Source organism: Enterobacter cloacae complex sp. 342H5, assembly GCF_050030905.1.
GTDB lineage: Bacteria > Pseudomonadota > Gammaproteobacteria > Enterobacterales > Enterobacteriaceae > Enterobacter > Enterobacter intestinihominis.
This window is the reverse complement of the sequence record NZ_JBLGVB010000001.1, coordinates 908,882-928,876: the sequence shown is the minus strand read 5'-3', so window position 1 is coordinate 928,876 and position 19,995 is coordinate 908,882. Positions and strand designations below refer to the sequence as shown.

Below are 19,995 nucleotides of genomic sequence, written 5' to 3'. Positions count from 1 at the left end.
ACTCCCGAGGATAGCTAAGCAAATAAGTCAGCTCCAGCCGCCTAAAAAGCGCCTTATGCCGGAGATCAGCACCGGCCATCCAATCGCCAAAACATTTCTCCCGCATCAGCGGGTAACTACAGAGCCAACCTCAAGCACCGGGCGCCGATGCTTGGTGATGGTAATACTGCCATCTCAACCGCACAGGAGACGATGATCCTGTTCTGGTTGGATTGGAGAAGACTTCTTAGCCCGCCCCGTGCGGGCATTTTTTCGGGGGTTGTATGTCTGCTGACGATATCTCATTGAAATATGGCACACATCAGCCAGAGACGATTCTGGCGCATCTTTCCATTGAAGAGGCATCAGAAATCATTCGGGAGAAGCTTCGCTCTGAGGTTCGTTCAGAACTCGAAGGTGAGTATGAGGATCGGATTTCCTATGCAGAGGAAGAGGCTTCCGAATGGGAGAGTCGCGCTGATGACTTCGAATCAGACGCTACGCAGCTGGCGATGGCTATAAGGGAGGCTCTCGATGCTGAGAGTCTTGATGATGCAAAAATCATCCTGGAAAGGGTCAAGCGTGACCTTGATAACTATTTCTGACTGAGGTCGCTTAGGCGGCCTTTTAGCGGGTAACGACAGAGGGTAAGACGATGGGATGGGGTGGAATTACAACAACGCGGTTCGATGAGATCTCAACTTTTGCAGAAAAATCTGGCAAGTGTGAGGTTTGTGGCAAGGCTTGCAAGCGGCGAGAGAAATTTTATCAAACGTTAAGTCCTTTCAACAAGAACGCTGATGGATCGGTGAAAACTCACCAGGAGATCAGAAAAGAAATTGAACTTAAGGCTATCGACTGGAAATTAAAGCCAGTTAGGCATGCAAAATGCGAATAACCCGCTCCGGCGGGTTTTTTAACGGCCATACATAGGCAGATTTTCGAGTCTGCCCATTTATGACAACCGGTGGCCATCCACCGCCCATTGAAACACTGAATAAATGCGTTGAAGTCTTGTATTAACCGTTCCGTTAGCCGCGATAAGGCTAAGAGGATTTATGAGCAACAAAACTGGAGGGCGCGCTTTCCCGTGTGATTCTATCGTGGAGCGCGACGAAGTTGGTCACTTACATGGTTTTGAAGTCAGCTCAGGCGGCATGACGCTGCGCGATTACTTCGCGGCAAAGGCAATGCAGGCCATGCTGTCGAATCAAGAGTGGAATCACTGGAGCAGCGAACAACATGCTGAGCATGCCTATGGTGTTGCTGACGAAATGCTCCGCGCTCGGGAGGCATCATGACAGTCACCCACAACGGCAAGCAGTACACCGCCAAAAAGCTCAACGATAACGAGTGGCAGCTGACGTCGGTATCGGCACCGCGGGAAAAACTGGTGCTGAACCGCTGGCAGATGCATATCGCTGGCCTCCTGGAACAGGTTGAGGTGAAGGTATGATCAACCACTACGGCACTACCCCGCTCATTCGCCAGTGTGTCACGCCCGGCATGATGGCGATGCATGAAGGCCGAACCTATCGCGTCTCAGCAGTCATTCAGGAGCGTAAATGGGTATACCTGCACACCGATGCAGAAATCATCCGCCTCAGTGATTGCGTGATTGACGTTCTTCTGGACGGTCACGGCAACCCTATCCAGCACTAACCACCCTATTCAACCGATCGGCCTGGCTCAATGCGGGCGGGATCTGCACATCCAAATTTCAGGAGTTCAGCCATGAACGCATACCTCACTTACGACCGCATCGAAGATCGGTGCTGGGTTGAGCAGCAGCTCACCGACGAGAAAGAGAAGTGGATCGACGACCGGGCACAGCAAATTATCGACATGATGCCAAAAGAGCCGTCTGGACTCTTCCACTTCTCGGTGCCGATCGACACCAGCCCATACGAAGGACTTCGCAGCGATAAAGCTGGCGAGGCCTACAACGATTTCATTTCGGCAGTTGCTTACGCCCAGGCGGAATACGACTGGGAGCACCGTACCGGCTGCCCGTTCTAAGGAGGGATTATGAGCTTAACCCTTGTTGATTTCGTCAAACAACAGGAGCCGCTTTTCATTAAGGCGGCCACTGACGAGCGGATGGTGTGGGCGAAGGAAAGTCAGTTCGCCATCCAGCTATTTCAGAACAACGACTACCTCGCGAAAGTTGCATTCCAGAACCAGACCAGCACACAGAACGCGATCATCAACGTTGCGGCTATCGGTATTTCGCTAAACCCAGCTCAGAAGCTGGCTTACCTGGTTCCGCGTAAAGGGGCTATTTGCCTCGACATCAGTTACATGGGCCTGATGCACATCGCGCAGCAGTCTGGCGCCATTAAGTGGTGCCAGTCGGCTATTGTTCGAAGAAACGACCAGTTCCGCCGCGAGGGGCTCGATAAGCCGCCGATCCACATCTACAACGACTTTGATACTGAAGAGCAGCGCGGGGACATTGTAGGGGCGTATGTAACGGTAAAAACTGACGATGGTGATTACCTTACCCATACGATGCGCATCGATGCCATCTACTCCATCCGTGACCGGTCTGAAGCATGGAAGAAGTACAAATCTGACAACAGCAAGAAGTGTCCATGGGTCACCGATGAAGAGCAGATGATCCTAAAGACGGTCGTGAAGCAGGCAGCAAAATACTGGCCTCGACGTGAGCGCCTGGATGCCGCCATCGACCATGTTAATACCGAGGGTGAGGAAGGTATCAACTTCTCAGCAGAACGCCAGCCAGAACGCGATGTAACCCCAGCAGGGGACGAAATTATCAAGGAGATTAACGACGTCCTTATCGCAATGGATAAGACATGGGAAGAAAACCTGCTCCCAGTCTGTTCGCAAATTTTCCGTCGTGATATTCGCGATTCATCCGAGCTTACCCAAGCCGAGGCAGTTAAGGCCTTAGGCTTCCTCAAGAAGAAGGCGGCAGCATGACACCAGAAATTATCCTGGCCCGGACCGGCATAGATGTGTCCACCGTAGAGCAAGGTGATGAAGCATGGGCCAAATTAAGGCTCGGAGTTATTACTGCCTCTGACGCTCACAACGTCATTTCCAAGCCTCGATCTGGCACCAAATGGACGGGCATGAAAATGTCCTACTTCCACACCCTACTCGCCGAGGTATGCACCGGCGTAGCGCCAGAGGTTAACGCCAAGGCGCTGGCATGGGGCAAGCAGTTCGAGGAAGACGCTCGTACCCTCTTCGAGTTCACCACTGACGTGAAAGTCACGGAGTCTCCGATTTTGTTCCGTGACGAGAGCATGCGTACCGCGTGTTCCCCGGACGGCCTGTGCAGTAACGATTTCGGCCTCGAATTGAAATGCCCGTTCACCTCCCGCGACTTCATGAAATTCCGCCTTGGCGGTTTTGAGGCCATTAAGTCCGAGTACATGGCCCAGGTGCAGTACAGCATGTGGGTGACAGGAAAAGACGCTTGGTTCTTTGCCAACTATGACCCGCGCATGAAGCGCGAAGGTATTCACCACGTCGTCGTTGAGCGGGATCCACAGTACATGACCGATTTCAACGAAATGGTTCCGGAGTTCATCGAGAAGATGGACGAGGCGCTGGCAGAGATCGGCTTCACGTTTGGCGAGCAATGGAGGTAACCATGGGAGCAAATCACTGGCAACCGTGGGAAAACCTGTTCCTGCATGAAGTTGCAGGACAGATGCCACTCTCATTGATTGCCGAAAAACTGGAAAGAACAGAGCGCGCCGTTTACACCCAGGCCGCGCGCCTCGATGTGAAATTCCCAGCCAACCCCAACCTCAGGAAGTGGACCAAAGCAGAGTTGTTTCTGTTTGGCCGGTTCACTCCCGAGGAAATCGCCACGGCAACCGGCCGCTCTATCCACTCCGTGCGCAGCAAGCGCAACTCACTTGCCCGATCGTCAGGAGGAAAAGTCATGCCTGAATGGGCTACCGAAGAGCTGGCGCTGCTGTGGCGACACTCAAACGCCGAAGTCTCGGAGATTACCGGTCGCAGCATTGAAGAGGTAGGAGATAAGCGGCTGCAAACCAATATTGAGCGTAATGGCTGGGATGTTAACGATCCGGAGCGTACATCATGAAATACGGAAGCGTGTGCAGCGGTATCGAAGCTGCCAGCAAAGCGTGGGAACCTCTCGGCTGGAAACCGGCCTGGTTCTCTGAAATCGAACCCTTCCCCTCTGCTATCCTCGCCCACCACTGGCCGGAAATAACCAACCTCGGCGACATGACCCAAATCGCCGATGCGGTGCGCACTGGTAATGTCGAAGCGCCTGATGTTCTGGTCGGTGGTACGCCTTGCCAGGCATTCAGCATCGCCGGCTTACGTGAAGGCCTGTCTGACGACCGAGGCCAGTTAACCCTCTCTTACGTGGAATTAGCCAATGCAATCGACGCAAAGCGCCGCGAACGCGGTGAGCCAGAAGCAATCATCGTCTGGGAAAACGTCCCCGGCGTGCTCAGCAGCAAAGACAATGCCTTCGGGTGCTTTCTGGCAGGACTTGCCGGAGAAAGCAGTGAATTGCAGCCAGCAGGGGGAAAATGGACGCACGCAGGTTGTGTGTCTGGACCAGAAAGGGTTATCGCCTGGCGCGTCCTTGATGCTCAATTTTTCGGAGTGGCCCAACGACGCCGACGTGTGTTCGTTGTCGCAAGTGCTCGAAAAGGATTCGATCCCGCAGAGGTACTTTTTGAGCTCGACAGCGTGCGCCGGGATTCTGCGCCGCGCCGAGAAACGCAAAAGGCTGTTGCCGCCCTTACTGCACGAGGCGTTGGAACGTGTGGCGCAGACGACAACCAGGCACAAGCTGGACACCTGATTGCTTTTGGCGGTGGAAATACTGCCGGCCATATTGATGTGGCGACCGCCTGCACCGCGCATGGAATCAGGCTGGATTTTGATACTGAGACTTTCGCAGTGCACGGCACGCAAGATCCAGATACCAATTGCGAACTGGCACACACACTTGGGCGCAACAACGGACAAGAAAACGCCTGCATCGCATTTAGCTACAAAGATAATGGAGCTGATGCGACGTCAGATCTGTCACCAACGATTCGCGCAGGCAACCACGATAAAAGCCATGCTAACAGCGGCCAACCCCCTGCCATCTGCATCCAACATGCTTCTATCGGTCGTCACGATGCAGCTGGCCCTCAGGGCAAAGGTTATCAGGAAGATGTGGCTTTCACTCAGGATTCTCGCTCATCCGCTGACGTCGTTCAGTACGGAATGCAGGTTCGCCGCCTAACACCGATTGAGTGCGAGCGCCTTCAGGGCTTTCCTGATAATCACACTCTGATCGGCTGGCGCGGGAAGGATGCTGTCGAATGCCCGGACGGGCCGCGCTATAAAGCTATCGGCAATAGCATGGCAGTACCGGTAATGCGATGGATCGGTGAGCGTATCGCCGCGGCGCTGCCAGCCGAGAAGTTGAGTGGTGATTATGGTGGAAGTAAAACGCCGCTCGACCAGCGCGACCTATGGCGCACTCCACCAGCCCTCTTCGCTGCCCTTGATGCTGAGTTCTGCTTTCAACTGGATGCCGCCGCGGCGCCGCATAACGCGCTGTGCCGGAAGTTCATCACCGCCGAGCAGGACACCCTGGAAACGCCGTGGGTTGATTATCTGAACGTACCAGGCTACGTCTGGCTTAATCCTCCCTACAGCGACATCACACCTTTCGTGAAAAAGGCCGCCGCCGAGAGCAACAATCAGATCGGCACGGTCATGCTGGTTCCGGCAGACACTTCGGTTGGATGGTTCAAAGAGGCTATCCAGACCGCCAGCGAGGTTCGCTTCATCACCGCCGGGCGGCTGGCATTTATAAACCCAGTCACCGGTAAGCCAGTCAGCGGAAATAATAAAGGCAGTATGCTCATCATCTGGCGACCGTACCCGCGTACACACTGCCACTTCGCAACTGTGGACCGGGACGAGCTGATGGCTTTCGGGGCGAAACTTCTCGCCCGCCGGGAGGCTGCATGACGCCAGAAACAGACAACGCCATCCGCGCCGCCTGCCGACGCTGCACCGAGGAAATACAGCAGACCATGCGCTAAAAGCCAAAGCCAAACTGGAACGAAACGGTGCCTCCCATCATCAACAAGCATCACAAGAAAATTGAAGCTCTGGGAGTTAGCCTCCTGGAGTTCGTCGTATACACAGGTCGGCTTAATCGCCGCTTCGGAGTTGAATCGTGAGTGAAGAAATTAAGCCCTGCCCTTTCTGCGGGTGCAAAGCTGAGTGGATGAGTCATCAATTTAACGGGATTGATTTCTGTGGTTATCAAATAGCTTGCACGAGCCCATCATGCCAAGCGACCGGTCGATTTTCAGGCCAAAGGCAAAAGGCTCTTGCAGCCTGGAACAACCGGCATGGAGAAAAGTCATGACATCGCAAAACACCAGGTCGCTAAAGCGGCCTTTTTTATTGCTGGCGTTCATCTACAACCGAATTAACCGACAGTTCCGGGAGCATTGACCATGGATATCATCGATACCGCAGCAGAGATTGAAGAGCTTCAGCGTAACGCCGCCCTTTCCGCTCACCGGATCAACCGCAACGCTGTATCAGCTGAACGTTGTGAAGAATGCGACGAACCGATCCCCGAGCCGCGGCGCGCTGCCGTGCCCGGCTGCCAGACGTGCGCGGAGTGCCATGGCGTGATCGAACTGAGGAATAAGCAGCGAGGTGCGTGATGTTTGCACTCATTCAACGAGGTCAGATTTACGCTGACCAGCACGGTTGGCCCGTCATCATCCACAGCTGCACATCACAGATAGTCCGCTACTGGCGTCAGGGCCGGATCAACACCGCTTCAATCGACCGATTCAACAATGATTTTGAGCACCTCGATCACCGTGAGGCGGCGCAGATACGCGCCGAACTCGAGGCTACAGAGCATATTAAAAAATTAAGGAGCATGAGACATGATCGGAATACTCAAGCCGGTACCGGAATCTCAGTGGCCGGTACGATGCCACGACCCCAAACGGAGCAACGTGTGGGCTAACTCTTACTTTCTGGTCCAGGAGTTTCAGGAAGAGAACGGCGTCATCCGTCTAACGGTTAACACCACCAGCATTGGCAGTTCAGGTCGGTGGAAGGACGGCATCAGCTGGGATGCATTGCAGGAAATTAAAAACGCAGTCGGCTATCAGGACCGGGATGCCGTAGAGATTTTCCCGGCGCAAAAAGACCTGGTTAACGTAGCAAACATGCGTCACCTGTGGATTGTTCCCGAATCTATCCCTTTCGCATGGCGAAAAGATGGACATTAAGACAACCTGCCCCGGTTGGGGCCATAGGAGGGCATCTATGAAAGAAGAGATTTTCACCAGAGATGAGGCTGCCGCTTTCCTGAAACTGGATAAAGGCACGGTGGCTCAATGGATTAAGTCTGGCCGCCTGGCTGCTACCAGAAAGAATCCTCACAAGAAAAAAAGCCCTTACCTGATCTGCAAAACAGACTGTATTGCAGCAGTGAAGAACCCGATCCACAATCAACCCGTGAATGCGGTTGATGTGCAGGAGGATAAAGCATGTCAATCAAACAACGTGCCGGTACGTGGCACTGCGACTTCGTTACGCCTGGTGGAAGTCGAATTAGACGGTCTCTTGGGACAACGGACAAAAGGCAAGCGCAGGAACTCTATGATCAGCTGAAAGCTGAAGCATGGCGAGTTGATAAGATGGGGGAGTTTAAGCCGCGAACGTTCGATGAAGCGTGCGTTCGCTGGCTTAACGAAAAGCAGCACAAGAAAAGCCTGGACGATGACAAAAGCCGGATCGGATTCTGGCGGATGCACTTCAAAGGAATGGACCTGTCAGCAATCACGGAAGACAGGATCTTGTCGGCGGTGAGTTCGATGGTTAATCGCAAACATCGAATGAACTGGGAGGCTAAACGGGACAGCCTGCTGCGAAGAGGTAAGCCGGCTCCTGAATTTAAGGATAAACCAGCGTCGCTGGCGACGAAGGCGACGCACCTTGCTTTCATCCGGGCGCTGTTACGGTGCGCGGCCAACGAATGGCGATGGATAGCCAAAGCGCCGAACATCAAATGCCCGGTGCCGAAAAATAAGCGTATTCGCTGGCTAACCAAAGAGGAAGCGGCGAACCTGATCCGGGAGCTTCCCGAGCATATGAAGCCAGTTGTTATTTTTGCACTGGCGACAGGGCTGCGCAGATCGAACATCACCGATCTGGAGTGGTCACAAATTGATATGCAGAGGAAGGTCGCGTGGATTCACCCCGAGGACGCGAAAGCAGGAAGGGCGATTGGGGTCGCCCTGAACGAATCGGCCTGTAAGGTGCTGCGGGAGCAACTGGGGAAGCATAACCGGTGGGTCTTTGTTCACACTGAATCATCCGTTCGCCCGGATGGAACGAGAACAAAGGCAGTGCGCAAAATGCGGTCTGATGCTAACACGGCATGGCGCGCGGCGTTAAGGCGGGCGGGAATAGAAAATTTCCGCTTCCATGACCTGCGGCACACCTGGGCAAGCTGGCTTGTACAGTCCGGCGTGCCACTCAGTGCGCTACAGGAAATGGGCGGGTGGGAAAGTATCGAGATGGTGCAGCGTTATGCGCATCTGGCACCGAATCACCTGACGCAGCATGCCATGCAAATCGACTCATTCCTGGCGGGGAATGGCACAAATATGGCACAAGGCGCTTTTGCTGAACTGGTGAATATCGCGTGAACCCGCGTGGTTAGTGGTGCCGATAATAGGAGTCGAACCTACGACCTTCGCATTACGAATGCGCTGCTCTACCAACTGAGCTATATCGGCCCTGAGAGACCGGTTACGAGCGTAACCACGGGGCAAAAGAGTAGATCTAACCGGGTGATGCGTCAATGCTCTTTTGAATCAAACGGCTATTTTTGCATCACCCGCGATTATTTACGCACGAATGGTATCATCACCGAAGCCGATCCACTTGTAGGTGGTCAGTGCTTCCAGCCCCATCGGACCGCGGGCATGCAGCTTCTGAGTGCTCACAGCCACCTCTGCACCCAGACCAAACTGGCCGCCATCGGTGAAGCGCGTCGAGGCATTCACGTAAACCGCAGACGAATCCACTTCATTCACAAACCGATTGGCATTGCGCAGGGTGCGCGTCAGGATCGCGTCAGAATGCTGGGTTCCGTGTTCACGAATGTGCGCAATAGCGTCATCGAGATCCGCAACTACCTTCACGTTCAGATCCAGCGACAAATACTCATCGTCGTACTGCTCCGCGTTAACCGGAACGACCTTCGCCGGACCGTCTTTCAGCAGGGCGAGAGCCTTCTCGTCCGCATGCAGCGTAACGCCACTTTCCGCCATCTGCTTGCTCAGCGCTGGCAGGAAGGTACTGGCGATGCCCTGATGCACCAGCAGCGTTTCGACCGTATTGCAGGTGCTTGGACGCTGAGTTTTAGCGTTGACGATAATCTTCAGCGCAGGTTCGATCTCCGCGGTGTCATCCACCACGATATGGCATACGCCGATACCGCCGGTAATGACCGGAATGGTGGAATGCTCACGGCACAGCTTGTGCAGGCCCGCGCCGCCGCGTGGGATGAGCATGTCGATGTGTTTGTCCATGCGCAGCATCTCGTTGACCAGCGCGCGGTCGGGGCTTTCAATCGCCTGCACGGCAGCCGCCGGTAAGCCGCACTCCTCCAGCGCCTGCTGAATGACGTTCACCGTCGCGGCGTTGGTGCGCCAGGTCTCTTTCCCGCCACGCAGGATAGCGGCGTTACCGGTTTTCAGGCACAGGGAGGCGACATCCACCGTCACGTTTGGACGCGCTTCGTAAATCACACCGATGACGCCGAGTGGCACACGACGACGCTCAAGGCGTAACCCGCTGTCGAGCCCCCCACCGTCAATCACCTGCCCTACCGGGTCGGCGAGGTTGCACACCTGACGGACGTCGTCGGCGATACCTTTCAAACGCGCCGGGGTCAATGCCAGACGGTCGAGCATCGCTTCGCTCAAGCCGTTACGACGCGCTTCCAGCAGATCCTGCTCGTTGGCGAGCAAAATTTCCTGCGACTGGGATTCCAGATAATCAGCGATTTTTTCCAGCACGCGGTTTTTCTCACGGCTGGAAAGGAGCGCCAGTTTATACGAGGCGGCTTTCGCGGCTGCGCCCATTTGTTCCAGCATGTTCTGGCTCCTTAACGAATAATCATGTCGTCGCGATGCACGGCAACCGGGCCATATTCATAGCCCAGGATGGCGTCGATCTGCTGGGAATGGTGGCCAGCAATCCGACGCAGCGCGTCGCTGTTATAACGGCTTACGCCATGAGCGATGTCGCGACCTTCAAGGTTACGGATTCGGATCACTTCACCACGCGAGAAGTTGCCTGTCACGCTTTTAATTCCTTTTGGAAGCAACGAGCTTCCTCTTTCCAGAATAGCGGCGGTCGCGCCTTCATCCACGGTCAATTCACCAGCCGGGGGCGCACCAAAGATCCAGCGTTTGCGGTTTTCCAGCGGGGACGCCTGGGCGTGGAAGCGTGTGCCCACAGAGATGCCTTCCATCACATCACCTATCACGCCCGGACGGCTGCCCGCGGCAATGATGGTGTCGATACCGGCCCGGCACGCCACGTCCGCGGCCTGGAGCTTGGTGCCCATACCGCCTGTCCCAAGACCAGAAACGCTGTCTCCCGCAATGGCACGCAGCGCATCGTCAATGCCGTGAACGTCTTTGATCAGTTCTGCCTGTGGATTGGAACGCGGGTCAGCGGTAAACAGCCCCTGCTGATCGGTCAGAAGCAGCAGCTTATCGGCCCCTGCAAGGATCGCCGCCAGCGCAGAGAGGTTATCGTTGTCGCCTACTTTGATTTCAGCGGTGGCAACAGCGTCGTTTTCGTTGATGACCGGAACGATATGGTTATCCAGCAGCGCGCGCAGCGTATCGCGGGCGTTCAGGAAACGTTCTCTGTCTTCCATATCCGCACGCGTCAGCAGCATCTGCCCGACGTGAATGCCATAGATGGAGAACAGTTGTTCCCAGAGCTGTATGAGTCGGCTTTGTCCTACGGCGGCCAGCAGCTGTTTGGAGGCGATCGTCGCGGGGAGTTCGGGGTAGCCCAGGTGTTCACGCCCGGCGGCAATCGCCCCGGAGGTCACAATCACAATACGATGCCCTGCGACATGCAACTGAGCGCACTGACGTACAAGCTCAACGATATGGGCACGATTAAGGCGGCGCGATCCGCCTGTTAACACACTGGTACCGAGTTTTACCACCAGCGTCTGGCTGTCACTCATGATTCTCTGCCGTTCAACAATAAGGGAAAATGATGTCAGTCAGACGTTTTAACAGGTGTCAGCCCCGTTGCCAACTGCCTTAGCACATCACCCGTCACTTTGTTGCGCGGGATCAGGAAGCGTAGCGGCAGATTTTGACAATTTTATTACCGAAAAATTAAAACATACTTTTTTAGACATATTCTTACTTTGTCATAAAACGTTCACCCACTAACGATAAAACCCTTCCTGTTTTTCACGGGGTAATAAGTTGAATCTTATTGCTCAGCGAATATTAGCGCGTTTTTATAAAATCAGGATTGAAAATGAAAAAGAGCACTCTGGCATTAGTGGTAATGGGCGTAGTTGCATCCACATCTGTTCACGCAGCAGAAGTTTATAATAAAAACGGTAATAAACTGGACGTGTACGGCAAAGTAAAAGCAATGCACTACCTCAGTGATGATGACGCGAAGGATGGTGACCAGACTTACGTTCGTTTTGGCTTTAAGGGTGAAACGCAGATTAACGATCAGCTGACGGGCTACGGACGTTGGGAAGCAGAGTTCGCGGGTAACAAAGCAGAAAGCGACTCTTCTCAAAAAACGCGCCTGGCATTTGCGGGTATTAAACTGAAAGATTTTGGTTCTTTTGATTACGGTCGTAACCTGGGTGCGCTGTATGACGTCGCCGCATACACCGATATGTTCCCGGAGTTCGGCGGTGACGGCCTGGCGCAGACCGATAACTTCATGACGAAACGCGCTTCCGGTCTGGCCACATACCGTAATACCGATTTCTTTGGCATGGTTGACGGTCTTAATATGACCCTGCAATATCAGGGTAAAAATGAAAACCGCGACGTGAAGAAGCAAAACGGTGACGGCTTCGGTACCTCCCTGAGCTATGACTTCGGCGGCAGCGATTTCTCTGTGATTGGTGCGTATGCCAGCTCCGATCGCACCAATGAGCAAAACCTTCAGGCACGCGGCGAAGGTAAAAAAGCAGAAGGCTGGGCGACCGGTCTGAAATATGATGCCAACGATATATATCTGGCCACTCTCTATTCTGAAACCCGCAATATGGCCCCTATTTCCGGTGGCTTTGCAAATAAAGCGCAAAACTTCGAAGTGGTTGCGCAATATCAGTTTGACTTTGGTCTGCGCCCATCTCTGGGTTACGTGCAGTCTAAAGGCAAAGATATCGAAGGCATCGGCGATGAAGATATCGTGAAATACATCGATGTAGGTGCGACCTATTATTTCAACAAAAACATGTCTGCGTTTGTTGATTATAAAATCAACCAGATCGATGACGATAATAAACTGGGCGTAAGCAGCGATGATATCGTTGCGCTGGGCATGACCTACCAGTTCTGATGTTGTGGTAATAAAAAAACCGGCGCTGAGCCGGTTTTTTTGTGCCCGGTGACGCTGTGCTTACCGGACCTGGGGAGTAATACGTTTTTAGGCCGGGTAAGGCGTAGCCGCCACCCGGCGCTGTGACATCATCAGGCTCTCAGTTTCACCGCTTCGCTGGAAAAATCGTCCGCAGGCTCCAGCTTCAGATCCAGCGTTGCCAGCAGGTCGCGAGCTCTGCCGTGAAATTCTTTTAGCGTATGCTCCAGGCGATCGATCACTTCCTGATCTTTGATGCTCGTCGCCTGCCAGTGCCCGTCTTTATTAAACAGGCCAAACTGATAGCTATAGGTAAAACGGTTTTCCTGTGCTTCCATTTCCATCCACCAGCCCCAGAACTCACGTTTTTCGGGTGCAGGCTTCACGTTGACGCAAACAGCCAGGCAGTCGAAAAAAAAGCGATTCTCTTCACACTGCTCTTCTCGAATATACGGGCCAAGAGCCATGAACTTCTTAATCAGTCTACTTTTCGGGTGTCCACTCGGTAACGTCATTGCGATCTCCTTTTGTGAAGCACTGTTTTACCAAACCAACGAAATTTAGCAAACTATTAACACAATCTCTGCGTGATCCAGCGTGTGATCTCTTTAAGCGCTTTGTCAAAATTCTGGTACACCGGGCTGAAGGGTACCTCCAGCAATTTGCCATCCGAAGATGACGAGGTGATTAAGCGTGACTCCTCTTCCGGGCTAAATGGATCGTTCTTCCAGAAACCGGACATCATCGGGGTTGGGCAACGGCGGCCCAGCAAGCCCTGCGTTTTTAATGAATACCGATTAAGTTCAATGCGCAACGCTTCATCTGAAGCATCATGCATGCCAAGTCGGCTCGCCAGCACGTCCAGATACATTTCAGGAACGCTACCCTGACGCGCAGGCTCGCTTAGCAGTGCATGCACTACCGGACCAAGACAGGCGACGGCCTTCAGGCGGGAAGATTCAAGGTAGGCCAGCCGTACCGCGACGTTAGCGCCAAAGCGGAAGCCAAACGCACCTACCCGGGTATGGTCAACCCAGGGGATATTCTCCAGCGCTTTTAATGCATGCTGGTGCAGCAGGCTGGAGTCTTGCGTAAGTTTCCATTTGGATGAAAAACCAATTGATGGCATATCGAGCGTCAGCATGGCGATCCCGTTTGGGGCAAAGTAGCGCTCATACAGGCTGTAATAATCAATTTGTAACGAATCCAGGCCGCCGCACATCAGAACCGTCGGGAACGGGCCTTCCCCCTCCGGCATATGCAGGAATCCAGTCACCGGGCTACCGCCGGGAATGGCGAACTCAATTTCACGCATCCGGCCAGGCAGCCGCTGGGCGGCCTCTTCATAAGCCCGGTTTGCCAGCGCCTGGGCCTGCTCCGCCAGTTCGTCTCCTTTCAGATGCGGGTATGCAGCGATGCTGTAAAGGTTTGCCGCATGCAGCCAGTGTTTGCCGCTGAGAGTAGCATCTTCTTCCTGGCTCGCTTTTTGCTGCCAGAGCATGGCCTGCTTTGACCATTCGTAGATCCAATTCCCGCCACGGTAGCCCACTACCGTGTCGTAGAGATCGCTGTCGGTGCGCTCAGACTCGCTCATCACGATACGCGCCTGCACGTCGAGGATTTCACGAGGATCGATACCGCGCCAGATCCACATCAGGCGATTAATCATGCGGTACCAGTGGGGCACGTTTTTACCATCTAACGCTGACTGTACAGCAGGCATGGTCCCCGGATTAAACCGACGCACCAGCGTCGAGGTTTCAGGGTGCTTGAAACGGGGTTTGAAAAGAGTTTCGGTGAGATTCGCCTGCGCCATTGCGTTGCCTCCATGGATACATCACTTGGAGACCATTGTAACGCGTGGCAGGGTAAAAAGAACAACGCCCGGCATAACCGGGCGTGTAAAGTTACGTACTGAAATTAACGGCCAGAGATAGGCGGTACGAAGACCACGCCCATATCCCATGGCTGTTCAATCCAGGTATCCTGTGGGATATCAATGACGTAATCATCAACCAGGGGACGACCCGCTGGTTTCGCGAAGATAGTGACGAAGTGCGCTTTTGGATACATTTCGCGGATAGCCACAGCGGTACCGCCGGTGTCCACCAGATCGTCGATAACGATAAAGCCTTCACCGTCGCCTTCCGCGCGCTTCAGCACTTTCAGCTCACGCTGGTTATCGTGGTCATAGCTGGAGATACATACGGTATCGACATGACGAATACCCAGCTCACGTGCCAGTAGCGCCCCCGGTACCAGACCGCCACGGCTGACGGCAATAATGCCTTTCCACTGTTCGGAAGGCATCAGACGCGCAGCCAGTTTGCGTGCGTGAATCTGCAACATGTCCCAGGTGACGACGTATTTTTCGCTCATGTGAAGTGTCCCAGCCTGTTTATATACGGCTTAAAAAAATGAGGGTGAACCAGGTTGCGCGAGATTATAGAGATCTGACGCACTAAAAACCAGTGTTACGCGCCATGAGCCTGAGTTTTTACATGCTTAATGCTACCAGCCACGGGAGAAAGTGGTATTCTCAGATGCATCTCGCAAGCCCGTCTTGTGGTAACGATTAACCTGCTAACCCTGTGACCTGCAACATTGTTTTGCAGCGCAACGACAAGGAGACCTATCGTGTCTGAACTGTCTCAATTATCTCCACAGCCGCTGTGGGATATTTTTGCCAAAATCTGCTCTATTCCGCACCCTTCCTATCACGAAGAACAGCTTGCCGAACATATTATGGGCTGGGCAAAGGAAAAAGGTCTGCACGCTGAGCGTGACCAGGTTGGCAATATTCTCATCCGCAAACCTGCCACCGCAGGTATGGAAAACCGTAAGCCAGTGGTATTGCAGGCGCACCTGGACATGGTTCCGCAGAAAAACAACGACACCGTTCACGACTTCACAAAAGACCCGATTCAGCCGTACATCGACGGTGAGTGGGTGAAGGCGCGCGGCACGACCCTGGGCGCAGATAACGGTATTGGTATGGCTTCCGCGCTGGCCGTGCTGGCTGACGACAGCGTTGAACACGGTCCGCTGGAAGTGCTGCTGACCATGACTGAAGAAGCGGGCATGGATGGCGCGTTCGGTCTCCAGGCAAACTGGCTGCAAGCGGACATTCTGATCAACACCGATTCCGAAGAAGAAGGTGAGATCTACATGGGCTGCGCGGGCGGGATCGATTTCATCTCTACCCTGCCGCTGTCACGCGAAGCGATTCCTGCCGGTTTCGAGACCTTTAAGCTGACGCTGAAAGGGCTGAAAGGCGGTCACTCCGGTGGTGATATTCACCTGGGCCTGGGCAACGCCAACAAACTGCTGGCGCGTTTCCTGGCGGGCCATGCCGCTGAACTGGATCTGCGTCTGGTGGACTTCAACGGTGGCACTCTGCGTAACGCGATCCCTCGTGAAGCCTTTGCGACCGTGGCGGTGCCTGCGGCGAAAGCGGAAGAACTGAAAAACCTCTCCAGCCTGTATCTGGATATCCTGAAAAACGAGCTGTCTGAGAAAGAGAAAAACCTGACGGTGGTACTGGAATCCGTTACAACGGATAAAGCCGCGCTGACCACTCAGTCTCGTGACACGTTCGTCCAGTTGCTGAACGCAACGCCAAACGGCGTGATCCGCAATTCTGACGTCGCAAAAGGCGTGGTTGAAACCTCCCTGAACGTGGGCGTAGTGACCATGGGCGACGACAGCGCAGAGATCATTTGCCTGATCCGTTCCCTGATCGACAGCGGTAAAGAGTACGTTGTGAGCATGCTGGAATCTCTGGGTACCCTGGCGGGCGCGAAAACGTCTGCAAAAGGCAGCTACCCGGGCTGGCAGCCGGATGCAAGTTCTCCGGTCATGGCACTGGTGCGTGAAACTTATCAGAGACTGTTCAACAGCACCCCAAACATTCAGGTTATTCACGCGGGTCTGGAATGTGGTCTGTTCAAGAAACCGTATCCGGATATGGACATGGTCTCCATCGGGCCGACCATCACGGGGCCACACTCCCCGGATGAGCAGGTTCACATTGAAAGCGTCGGTCACTACTGGACGCTGCTGACTGAGCTGCTGAAAGCAATCCCTGTTAAGTAATAAGCCGTTTGATGCCCGGTGGCGCTTCGCTTACCGGGCATACGATTAGCCTAATCTACAGTCCCAGCACCAGCTGACGCTCCAGCTGCGGATCCAGCAATGTGACGTGCAGCCCCACCAGTCTTACCCCTCGTCCGCCCCGCCGCTCTTCCCATGCCTTTTTTGCCGTCGCAATAAGATCCTCTTTGTTGAGGCGTGGCCAGACGTGCTCCTGCGTCGTCTGCTGAAAATCGTTAAATTTCAGTTTGATACCCTGCCGGGCAATAAGCAGATCTGGTTTGACCTTCAGTAAGCGTCGTTCAAGCTCAGGATAGAGTTGTTCCGTAATAATGGTTTCACACTCTGTCCAGTCATGGATATCTTCGCTCAGCGTGCGTTCAACGCCGACCGATTTACGCAGCCGTTCGTTGTTCACATCCCGGTCATCAATGCCCTGACTGCGTTCCCACAGTACGCGGCCAAACTTACCAAAACGCTTAAGCAGCAGCGCCAGATCGCTGCGCTGAACGTCTTCACAGGTGCGTAGCCCCATACTTTCCAGCTTTGCGGCGGAGACTTTACCCACACCGGGGATTTTGCTGAGCGGCAGCGTCTTTAAAAACGCCGGAACCTCTTCTGGGGTGATGACGTACTGGCCGTTGGGCTTATTTAAATCGGAGGCGATTTTGGCGAGAAATTTTATCGGCGCGACGCCTGCCGATGCCGTCAGGTTCAGCTCGTTAAAAATAGTCTGGCGTATCTCCTGCGCCATCAGGGTGGCGGATCCGTGGCAGTGCACGCTGTGGGTGACATCCAGATAGGCTTCATCCAGCGATAACGGTTCAATCAGAGAGGTGTAGCGGGAGAAGATCTCCCGAATGTGGCTCGATGCTTCTTTATAGGCATCAAAACGTCCGGGCAAAAGAGTGAGATGCGGGCACAGTTTCAGCGCCATCGCTGTCGGCATGGCGCTGCGCACACCGTATTTGCGAGCAGGATAGTTGGCGGTGCTGATGACACCGCGCTGAACCCGGCTGCCGCCAATGGCGATGGGAATATCCCGCAGCGCCGGGTTGTCACGCATCTCCACTGCGGCAAAAAAGCAGTCCATATCGACATGGATTATTTTGCGCATAGTAAGCCCTCACTCATTACTGGATAAGTATACAGTAAACAAATGAGGGTTGAGAAGTGTGCGTGGGAATTGTCGGGTGGCGGCGTTGCCTTACCCGACATACAAGACTAAATAATGCGTTGCTGCTCGCGAGCCATCCGTTTTTTTCGCGCATCGCACGGTTCCGGACAATCGCACACTTTTTCCATTCCGATGGAAGATATACCTCCACAGCTGCCCTGAATGCTTTTACGCTTGATGATCCAGCCTAAGGACATCCCGAATATCACCAGTACAAACACCGCAAAGGTCGCCAGAAAGGTCAGCATAATCAGCCTCCGAAATCATCGAGCATGATGTTCTCATCCTCCACGCCAAGATCTTTTAGCATCTTAATCACGGCAGCGTTCATCATTGGCGGGCCACACATATAAAACTCGCAATCTTCCGGTGCCGGGTGCTGTTTGAGGTAATTTTCATACAGCACGTTGTGGATGAAGCCCGTATAACCTGTCCAGTTATCTTCCGGCTGCGGATCGGATAACGCCACATGGAAGGTAAAGTTAGGGTTATCACGTGCCAGTTGTTCAAACTCATCGTCATAGAACATTTCGCGCAGTGAACGCGCCCCGTACCAGAAGCTGATCTTGCGCTTGCTGCCAAGGCGTTTGAGCTGGTCAAAGATATGTGAACGCATCGGCGCCATACCCGCACCGCCGCCGATAAAGACCATTTCCGCGTCGGTGTCTTTGGCAAAGAATTCGCCGAACGGGCCGGAAATCGTCACTTTGTCACCAGGCTTGAGGGACCAGATATAGGACGACATGACGCCAGGGGGTGCATCAGGCACATTCGGCGGCGGCGTGGCGATACGCACGTTGAGCATAATAATGCCCTTCTCTTCCGGGTAGTTAGCCATGGAATAAGCGCGAAGCGCGGGCTCGTTTACTTCGGAAACAAAGCGGAAGAGGTTAAATTTATCCCAGTCGGCCCGGTACTCCTCGGGCACGTCGAAGTCAGCATACGCCACGGTGTGTGCCGGACAATCAATCTGAATATACCCACCCGCACGGAACGGGACGCTCTCCCCTTCAGGAACGCGCAGCTTGAGCTCTTTAATGAACGTGGCTTTATTATCGTTAGAGATAACTTCGCACTCCCATTTTTTCACGCCGAAGATCTCCTCCGGCAGCTCAATCTTCATGTTCTGGCGCACAGCGACCTGACACGCCAGACGGCAGCCCTCTTTCGCTTCACGCTTCGTGATATGCGACAGTTCTGTTGGCAGAATATCACCGCCTCCCTCTTTCACCGTCACACGGCACTGTCCACAGGAGCCACCGCCGCCACAGGCAGACGAGACAAAAATCCCGTTGCCGGAGAGCGTATTAAGCAGCTTATCCCCTGCCGGGGTACGGATCTGATTCTGCGGATCGTCATTGATATCAATGATCACATCCCCGGAATTCACCAGCTTCGCACGCGCTGCCAGGATCAGCCCTGACAGCACCAGTACTATCAGCGTGAACATCACCACGCCAAGAATAATTTCCATCTTTTAGCCCTTATAGCTGCACACCGGAGAAGGACATAAAGCCCAACGCCATCAGGCCGGTGGTGATAAAGGTGATCCCTAAGCCACGAAGCCCCGCAGGTACGTTGGCATATTTCATTTTTTCACGGATCCCCGCCATGGTGACAATCGCCAGCATCCAGCCGATACCGGAACCGAAACCATACACAACCGATTCACTGAAGTTGTAATCGCGCTGAACCATAAATGAGACGCCGCCGAAAATGGCGCAGTTCACCGCGATTAGCGGCAGGAAGATCCCTAGTGCGTTGTACAGCGACGGGAAGTATTTATCGAGGATCATCTCCAGGATCTGAACAAGCGCCGCAATCACCCCGATAAAGGTGATGAAGTTCAGGAAGCTAAGATCAACGCCCTCCACCAGCGCGCCATCGCGAAGCACGAAGTTGAACACCAGGTTGTTAATCGGAACGGAAAGCCCCAGCACAACAGTGACCGCCACACCCAGACCGAATGCCGTCGATACCTTCTTAGAAACAGCAAGGAAAGTACACATGCCCAGGAAGAAAGCGAGCGCCATGTTTTCAACAAACACCGCGCGCACAAATAAACTCAGGTAATGAGCCATCGTCGG

General features: G+C 53.9%; 25 protein-coding genes, 1 tRNA gene and 3 pseudogenes. 19 read left to right on the top strand and 10 right to left on the bottom strand.

The window, feature by feature from the left end; genetic code table 11:
- Positions 1-263 precede the first annotated feature (263 nt).
- The 17 genes and pseudogenes from ACQG03_RS04505 to ACQG03_RS04425 all read left to right on the top strand — a co-directional run bounded on the left by ACQG03_RS04505 (position 264) and on the right by ACQG03_RS04425 (position 8,693).
- Positions 264-584 (top strand): hypothetical protein, encoded by a 321-nt coding sequence (locus tag ACQG03_RS04505; RefSeq protein ID WP_370991341.1) that lies wholly within the window; start codon positions 264-266, stop codon positions 582-584.
- A 453-nt stretch (positions 585-1,037) separates the two neighbouring features.
- Entirely contained in the window at positions 1,038-1,280 is a 243-nt protein-coding gene (locus ACQG03_RS04500) for a hypothetical protein (RefSeq protein ID WP_063862855.1), read from the top strand.
- The gene (locus tag ACQG03_RS04495; RefSeq protein WP_023330205.1) at positions 1,277-1,435 is read left to right on the top strand and encodes a hypothetical protein; all 159 of its coding nucleotides are present in this window, start codon (positions 1,277-1,279) and stop codon (positions 1,433-1,435) included. The genes ACQG03_RS04500 and ACQG03_RS04495 overlap by 4 nt, the downstream gene beginning before the upstream one ends.
- Entirely contained in the window at positions 1,432-1,641 is a 210-nt protein-coding gene (locus ACQG03_RS04490) for a cell division protein FtsZ (RefSeq protein WP_006809788.1), read from the top strand. The genes ACQG03_RS04495 and ACQG03_RS04490 overlap by 4 nt, the downstream gene beginning before the upstream one ends.
- A gap of 72 nt (positions 1,642-1,713) precedes the next feature.
- Complete coding sequence (gene gamL, locus ACQG03_RS04485) at positions 1,714-1,998, top strand: host nuclease inhibitor GamL (RefSeq protein WP_426726081.1); 285 nt, start codon at positions 1,714-1,716, stop codon at positions 1,996-1,998.
- 9 nt (positions 1,999-2,007) lie between these two features.
- The gene (locus tag ACQG03_RS04480; RefSeq protein ID WP_000059964.1) at positions 2,008-2,925 is read left to right on the top strand and encodes a recombinase RecT; all 918 of its coding nucleotides are present in this window, start codon (positions 2,008-2,010) and stop codon (positions 2,923-2,925) included.
- Positions 2,922-3,602 (top strand): lambda exonuclease family protein, encoded by a 681-nt coding sequence (locus tag ACQG03_RS04475; protein ID WP_045330146.1) that lies wholly within the window; start codon positions 2,922-2,924, stop codon positions 3,600-3,602. Before ACQG03_RS04480 ends, ACQG03_RS04475 begins: the two co-directional genes overlap by 4 nt.
- Before the next feature lie 2 nt (positions 3,603-3,604).
- The gene (locus ACQG03_RS04470) at positions 3,605-4,066 is read left to right on the top strand and encodes a hypothetical protein (protein ID WP_052687530.1); all 462 of its coding nucleotides are present in this window, start codon (positions 3,605-3,607) and stop codon (positions 4,064-4,066) included.
- Positions 4,063-5,382 (top strand): annotated as a pseudogene (locus tag ACQG03_RS04465) (DNA cytosine methyltransferase); the annotation flags it as partial. The gene ACQG03_RS04470 and the pseudogene ACQG03_RS04465, both read left to right, overlap by 4 nt.
- Positions 5,371-5,973, top strand: a complete 603-nt coding sequence (locus ACQG03_RS04460; protein WP_426726151.1) for a phage N-6-adenine-methyltransferase — start codon at positions 5,371-5,373, stop codon at positions 5,971-5,973. The pseudogene ACQG03_RS04465 and the gene ACQG03_RS04460, both read left to right, overlap by 12 nt.
- A pseudogene (locus tag ACQG03_RS04455) lies at positions 5,970-6,188 on the top strand (hypothetical protein). The gene ACQG03_RS04460 and the pseudogene ACQG03_RS04455 overlap by 4 nt, the downstream one beginning before the upstream one ends.
- A gap of 47 nt (positions 6,189-6,235) precedes the next feature.
- Positions 6,236-6,379: a hypothetical protein gene (locus tag ACQG03_RS04450; protein ID WP_080337602.1), complete on the top strand. Its 144-nt coding sequence runs from the start codon at positions 6,236-6,238 to the stop codon at positions 6,377-6,379.
- A gap of 91 nt (positions 6,380-6,470) precedes the next feature.
- Positions 6,471-6,686: a TraR/DksA family transcriptional regulator gene (locus ACQG03_RS04445; protein WP_426726080.1), complete on the top strand. Its 216-nt coding sequence runs from the start codon at positions 6,471-6,473 to the stop codon at positions 6,684-6,686.
- Positions 6,686-6,916: pseudogene (locus tag ACQG03_RS04440) on the top strand (DUF4222 domain-containing protein); the annotation flags it as partial. The gene ACQG03_RS04445 and the pseudogene ACQG03_RS04440, both read left to right, overlap by 1 nt.
- A 1-nt stretch (position 6,917) precedes the next feature.
- Positions 6,918-7,268, top strand: coding sequence for a DUF7694 domain-containing protein (locus ACQG03_RS04435; RefSeq protein ID WP_045356228.1), 351 nt, complete (start codon positions 6,918-6,920; stop codon positions 7,266-7,268).
- Between the two features lie 37 nt (positions 7,269-7,305).
- Positions 7,306-7,653 carry a helix-turn-helix domain-containing protein gene (locus ACQG03_RS04430; RefSeq protein ID WP_072044663.1) on the top strand — a complete coding sequence of 116 codons (348 nt, stop codon included), beginning with the start codon at positions 7,306-7,308 and terminating at the stop codon, positions 7,651-7,653.
- Positions 7,536-8,693 (top strand): site-specific integrase, encoded by a 1,158-nt coding sequence (locus ACQG03_RS04425; protein WP_230852473.1) that lies wholly within the window; start codon positions 7,536-7,538, stop codon positions 8,691-8,693. Before ACQG03_RS04430 ends, ACQG03_RS04425 begins: the two co-directional genes overlap by 118 nt.
- Positions 8,694-8,707: 14 nt before the next feature.
- Here the strand turns inward: ACQG03_RS04425 and ACQG03_RS04420 are convergent.
- The 3 genes from ACQG03_RS04420 to proB form a co-directional block, all read right to left on the bottom strand.
- Positions 8,708-8,783, bottom strand: a tRNA-Thr gene (locus tag ACQG03_RS04420).
- A gap of 111 nt (positions 8,784-8,894) precedes the next feature.
- A complete protein-coding gene (proA, locus tag ACQG03_RS04415; protein WP_063163980.1) occupies positions 8,895-10,148 on the bottom strand; it encodes a glutamate-5-semialdehyde dehydrogenase in 1,254 nt (417 codons plus the stop codon).
- Between the two features lie 11 nt (positions 10,149-10,159).
- On the bottom strand, positions 10,160-11,263 hold the full coding sequence (gene proB, locus ACQG03_RS04410; RefSeq protein ID WP_063163979.1) for a glutamate 5-kinase: 1,104 nt from the start codon (positions 11,261-11,263) through the stop codon (positions 10,160-10,162).
- Positions 11,264-11,568: 305 nt separating this feature from the next.
- On the opposite strand from proB, the gene phoE reads away from it, so the two are divergent.
- Complete coding sequence (phoE, locus tag ACQG03_RS04405; protein WP_022647150.1) at positions 11,569-12,621, top strand: phosphoporin PhoE; 1,053 nt, start codon at positions 11,569-11,571, stop codon at positions 12,619-12,621.
- 131 nt (positions 12,622-12,752) lie between these two features.
- Here the strand turns inward: phoE and crl are convergent, their stop codons facing one another.
- From crl to gpt, 3 genes are all read right to left on the bottom strand, one after another.
- A complete protein-coding gene (gene crl, locus ACQG03_RS04400) occupies positions 12,753-13,154 on the bottom strand; it encodes a sigma factor-binding protein Crl (protein ID WP_022647149.1) in 402 nt (133 codons plus the stop codon).
- Positions 13,155-13,210: 56 nt separating this feature from the next.
- A complete protein-coding gene (frsA, locus tag ACQG03_RS04395; protein ID WP_023305490.1) occupies positions 13,211-14,455 on the bottom strand; it encodes an esterase FrsA in 1,245 nt (414 codons plus the stop codon).
- A gap of 104 nt (positions 14,456-14,559) precedes the next feature.
- Positions 14,560-15,018, bottom strand: a complete 459-nt coding sequence (gene gpt / locus ACQG03_RS04390) for a xanthine phosphoribosyltransferase (protein WP_003863205.1) — start codon at positions 15,016-15,018, stop codon at positions 14,560-14,562.
- Positions 15,019-15,276: 258 nt separating this feature from the next.
- Between gpt and pepD the strand changes: the two genes are divergently transcribed.
- Positions 15,277-16,734: a cytosol nonspecific dipeptidase gene (pepD, locus tag ACQG03_RS04385; RefSeq protein WP_063163978.1), complete on the top strand. Its 1,458-nt coding sequence runs from the start codon at positions 15,277-15,279 to the stop codon at positions 16,732-16,734.
- Between the two features lie 55 nt (positions 16,735-16,789).
- On the opposite strand, the gene dinB is transcribed toward pepD, so the two are convergent.
- The 4 genes from dinB to nqrE form a co-directional block, all read right to left on the bottom strand.
- Complete coding sequence (gene dinB, locus ACQG03_RS04380) at positions 16,790-17,848, bottom strand: DNA polymerase IV (protein WP_032624796.1); 1,059 nt, start codon at positions 17,846-17,848, stop codon at positions 16,790-16,792.
- 107 nt (positions 17,849-17,955) lie between these two features.
- Complete coding sequence (gene nqrM / locus ACQG03_RS04375; protein WP_003863212.1) at positions 17,956-18,156, bottom strand: (Na+)-NQR maturation NqrM; 201 nt, start codon at positions 18,154-18,156, stop codon at positions 17,956-17,958.
- Between the two features lie 2 nt (positions 18,157-18,158).
- A complete protein-coding gene (gene nqrF, locus ACQG03_RS04370) occupies positions 18,159-19,382 on the bottom strand; it encodes an NADH:ubiquinone reductase (Na(+)-transporting) subunit F (RefSeq protein WP_023299390.1) in 1,224 nt (407 codons plus the stop codon).
- A 10-nt stretch (positions 19,383-19,392) separates the two neighbouring features.
- The gene (gene nqrE / locus ACQG03_RS04365) at positions 19,393-19,989 is read right to left on the bottom strand and encodes an NADH:ubiquinone reductase (Na(+)-transporting) subunit E (RefSeq protein ID WP_003863217.1); all 597 of its coding nucleotides are present in this window, start codon (positions 19,987-19,989) and stop codon (positions 19,393-19,395) included.
- Positions 19,990-19,995 lie beyond the last annotated feature (6 nt).

Bases quoted from the DNA above. Each gene is read 5' to 3' on its own strand.
- ACQG03_RS04505 (WP_370991341.1), top strand. From the start codon at position 264: ATGTCTGCTGACGATATCTCATTGAAATATGGCACACATCAGCCAGAG.
- ACQG03_RS04500 (WP_063862855.1), top strand. From the start codon at position 1,038: ATGAGCAACAAAACTGGAGGGCGCGCTTTCCCGTGTGATTCTATCGTG.
- ACQG03_RS04495 (WP_023330205.1), top strand. From the start codon at position 1,277: ATGACAGTCACCCACAACGGCAAGCAGTACACCGCCAAAAAGCTCAAC.
- ACQG03_RS04490 (WP_006809788.1), top strand. From the start codon at position 1,432: ATGATCAACCACTACGGCACTACCCCGCTCATTCGCCAGTGTGTCACG.
- gamL (WP_426726081.1), top strand. From the start codon at position 1,714: ATGAACGCATACCTCACTTACGACCGCATCGAAGATCGGTGCTGGGTT.
- ACQG03_RS04480 (WP_000059964.1), top strand. From the start codon at position 2,008: ATGAGCTTAACCCTTGTTGATTTCGTCAAACAACAGGAGCCGCTTTTC.
- ACQG03_RS04475 (WP_045330146.1), top strand. From the start codon at position 2,922: ATGACACCAGAAATTATCCTGGCCCGGACCGGCATAGATGTGTCCACC.
- ACQG03_RS04470 (WP_052687530.1), top strand. From the start codon at position 3,605: ATGGGAGCAAATCACTGGCAACCGTGGGAAAACCTGTTCCTGCATGAA.
- ACQG03_RS04460 (WP_426726151.1), top strand. From the start codon at position 5,371: ATGCGATGGATCGGTGAGCGTATCGCCGCGGCGCTGCCAGCCGAGAAG.
- ACQG03_RS04450 (WP_080337602.1), top strand. From the start codon at position 6,236: ATGAGTCATCAATTTAACGGGATTGATTTCTGTGGTTATCAAATAGCT.
- ACQG03_RS04445 (WP_426726080.1), top strand. From the start codon at position 6,471: ATGGATATCATCGATACCGCAGCAGAGATTGAAGAGCTTCAGCGTAAC.
- ACQG03_RS04435 (WP_045356228.1), top strand. From the start codon at position 6,918: ATGATCGGAATACTCAAGCCGGTACCGGAATCTCAGTGGCCGGTACGA.
- ACQG03_RS04430 (WP_072044663.1), top strand. From the start codon at position 7,306: ATGAAAGAAGAGATTTTCACCAGAGATGAGGCTGCCGCTTTCCTGAAA.
- proA (WP_063163980.1), bottom strand. From the start codon at position 10,148: ATGCTGGAACAAATGGGCGCAGCCGCGAAAGCCGCCTCGTATAAACTG.
- proB (WP_063163979.1), bottom strand. From the start codon at position 11,263: ATGAGTGACAGCCAGACGCTGGTGGTAAAACTCGGTACCAGTGTGTTA.
- phoE (WP_022647150.1), top strand. From the start codon at position 11,569: ATGAAAAAGAGCACTCTGGCATTAGTGGTAATGGGCGTAGTTGCATCC.
- crl (WP_022647149.1), bottom strand. From the start codon at position 13,154: ATGACGTTACCGAGTGGACACCCGAAAAGTAGACTGATTAAGAAGTTC.
- frsA (WP_023305490.1), bottom strand. From the start codon at position 14,455: ATGGCGCAGGCGAATCTCACCGAAACTCTTTTCAAACCCCGTTTCAAG.
- gpt (WP_003863205.1), bottom strand. From the start codon at position 15,018: ATGAGCGAAAAATACGTCGTCACCTGGGACATGTTGCAGATTCACGCA.
- dinB (WP_032624796.1), bottom strand. From the start codon at position 17,848: ATGCGCAAAATAATCCATGTCGATATGGACTGCTTTTTTGCCGCAGTG.
- nqrM (WP_003863212.1), bottom strand. From the start codon at position 18,156: ATGCTGACCTTTCTGGCGACCTTTGCGGTGTTTGTACTGGTGATATTC.
- nqrF (WP_023299390.1), bottom strand. From the start codon at position 19,382: ATGGAAATTATTCTTGGCGTGGTGATGTTCACGCTGATAGTACTGGTG.
- nqrE (WP_003863217.1), bottom strand. From the start codon at position 19,989: ATGGCTCATTACCTGAGTTTATTTGTGCGCGCGGTGTTTGTTGAAAAC.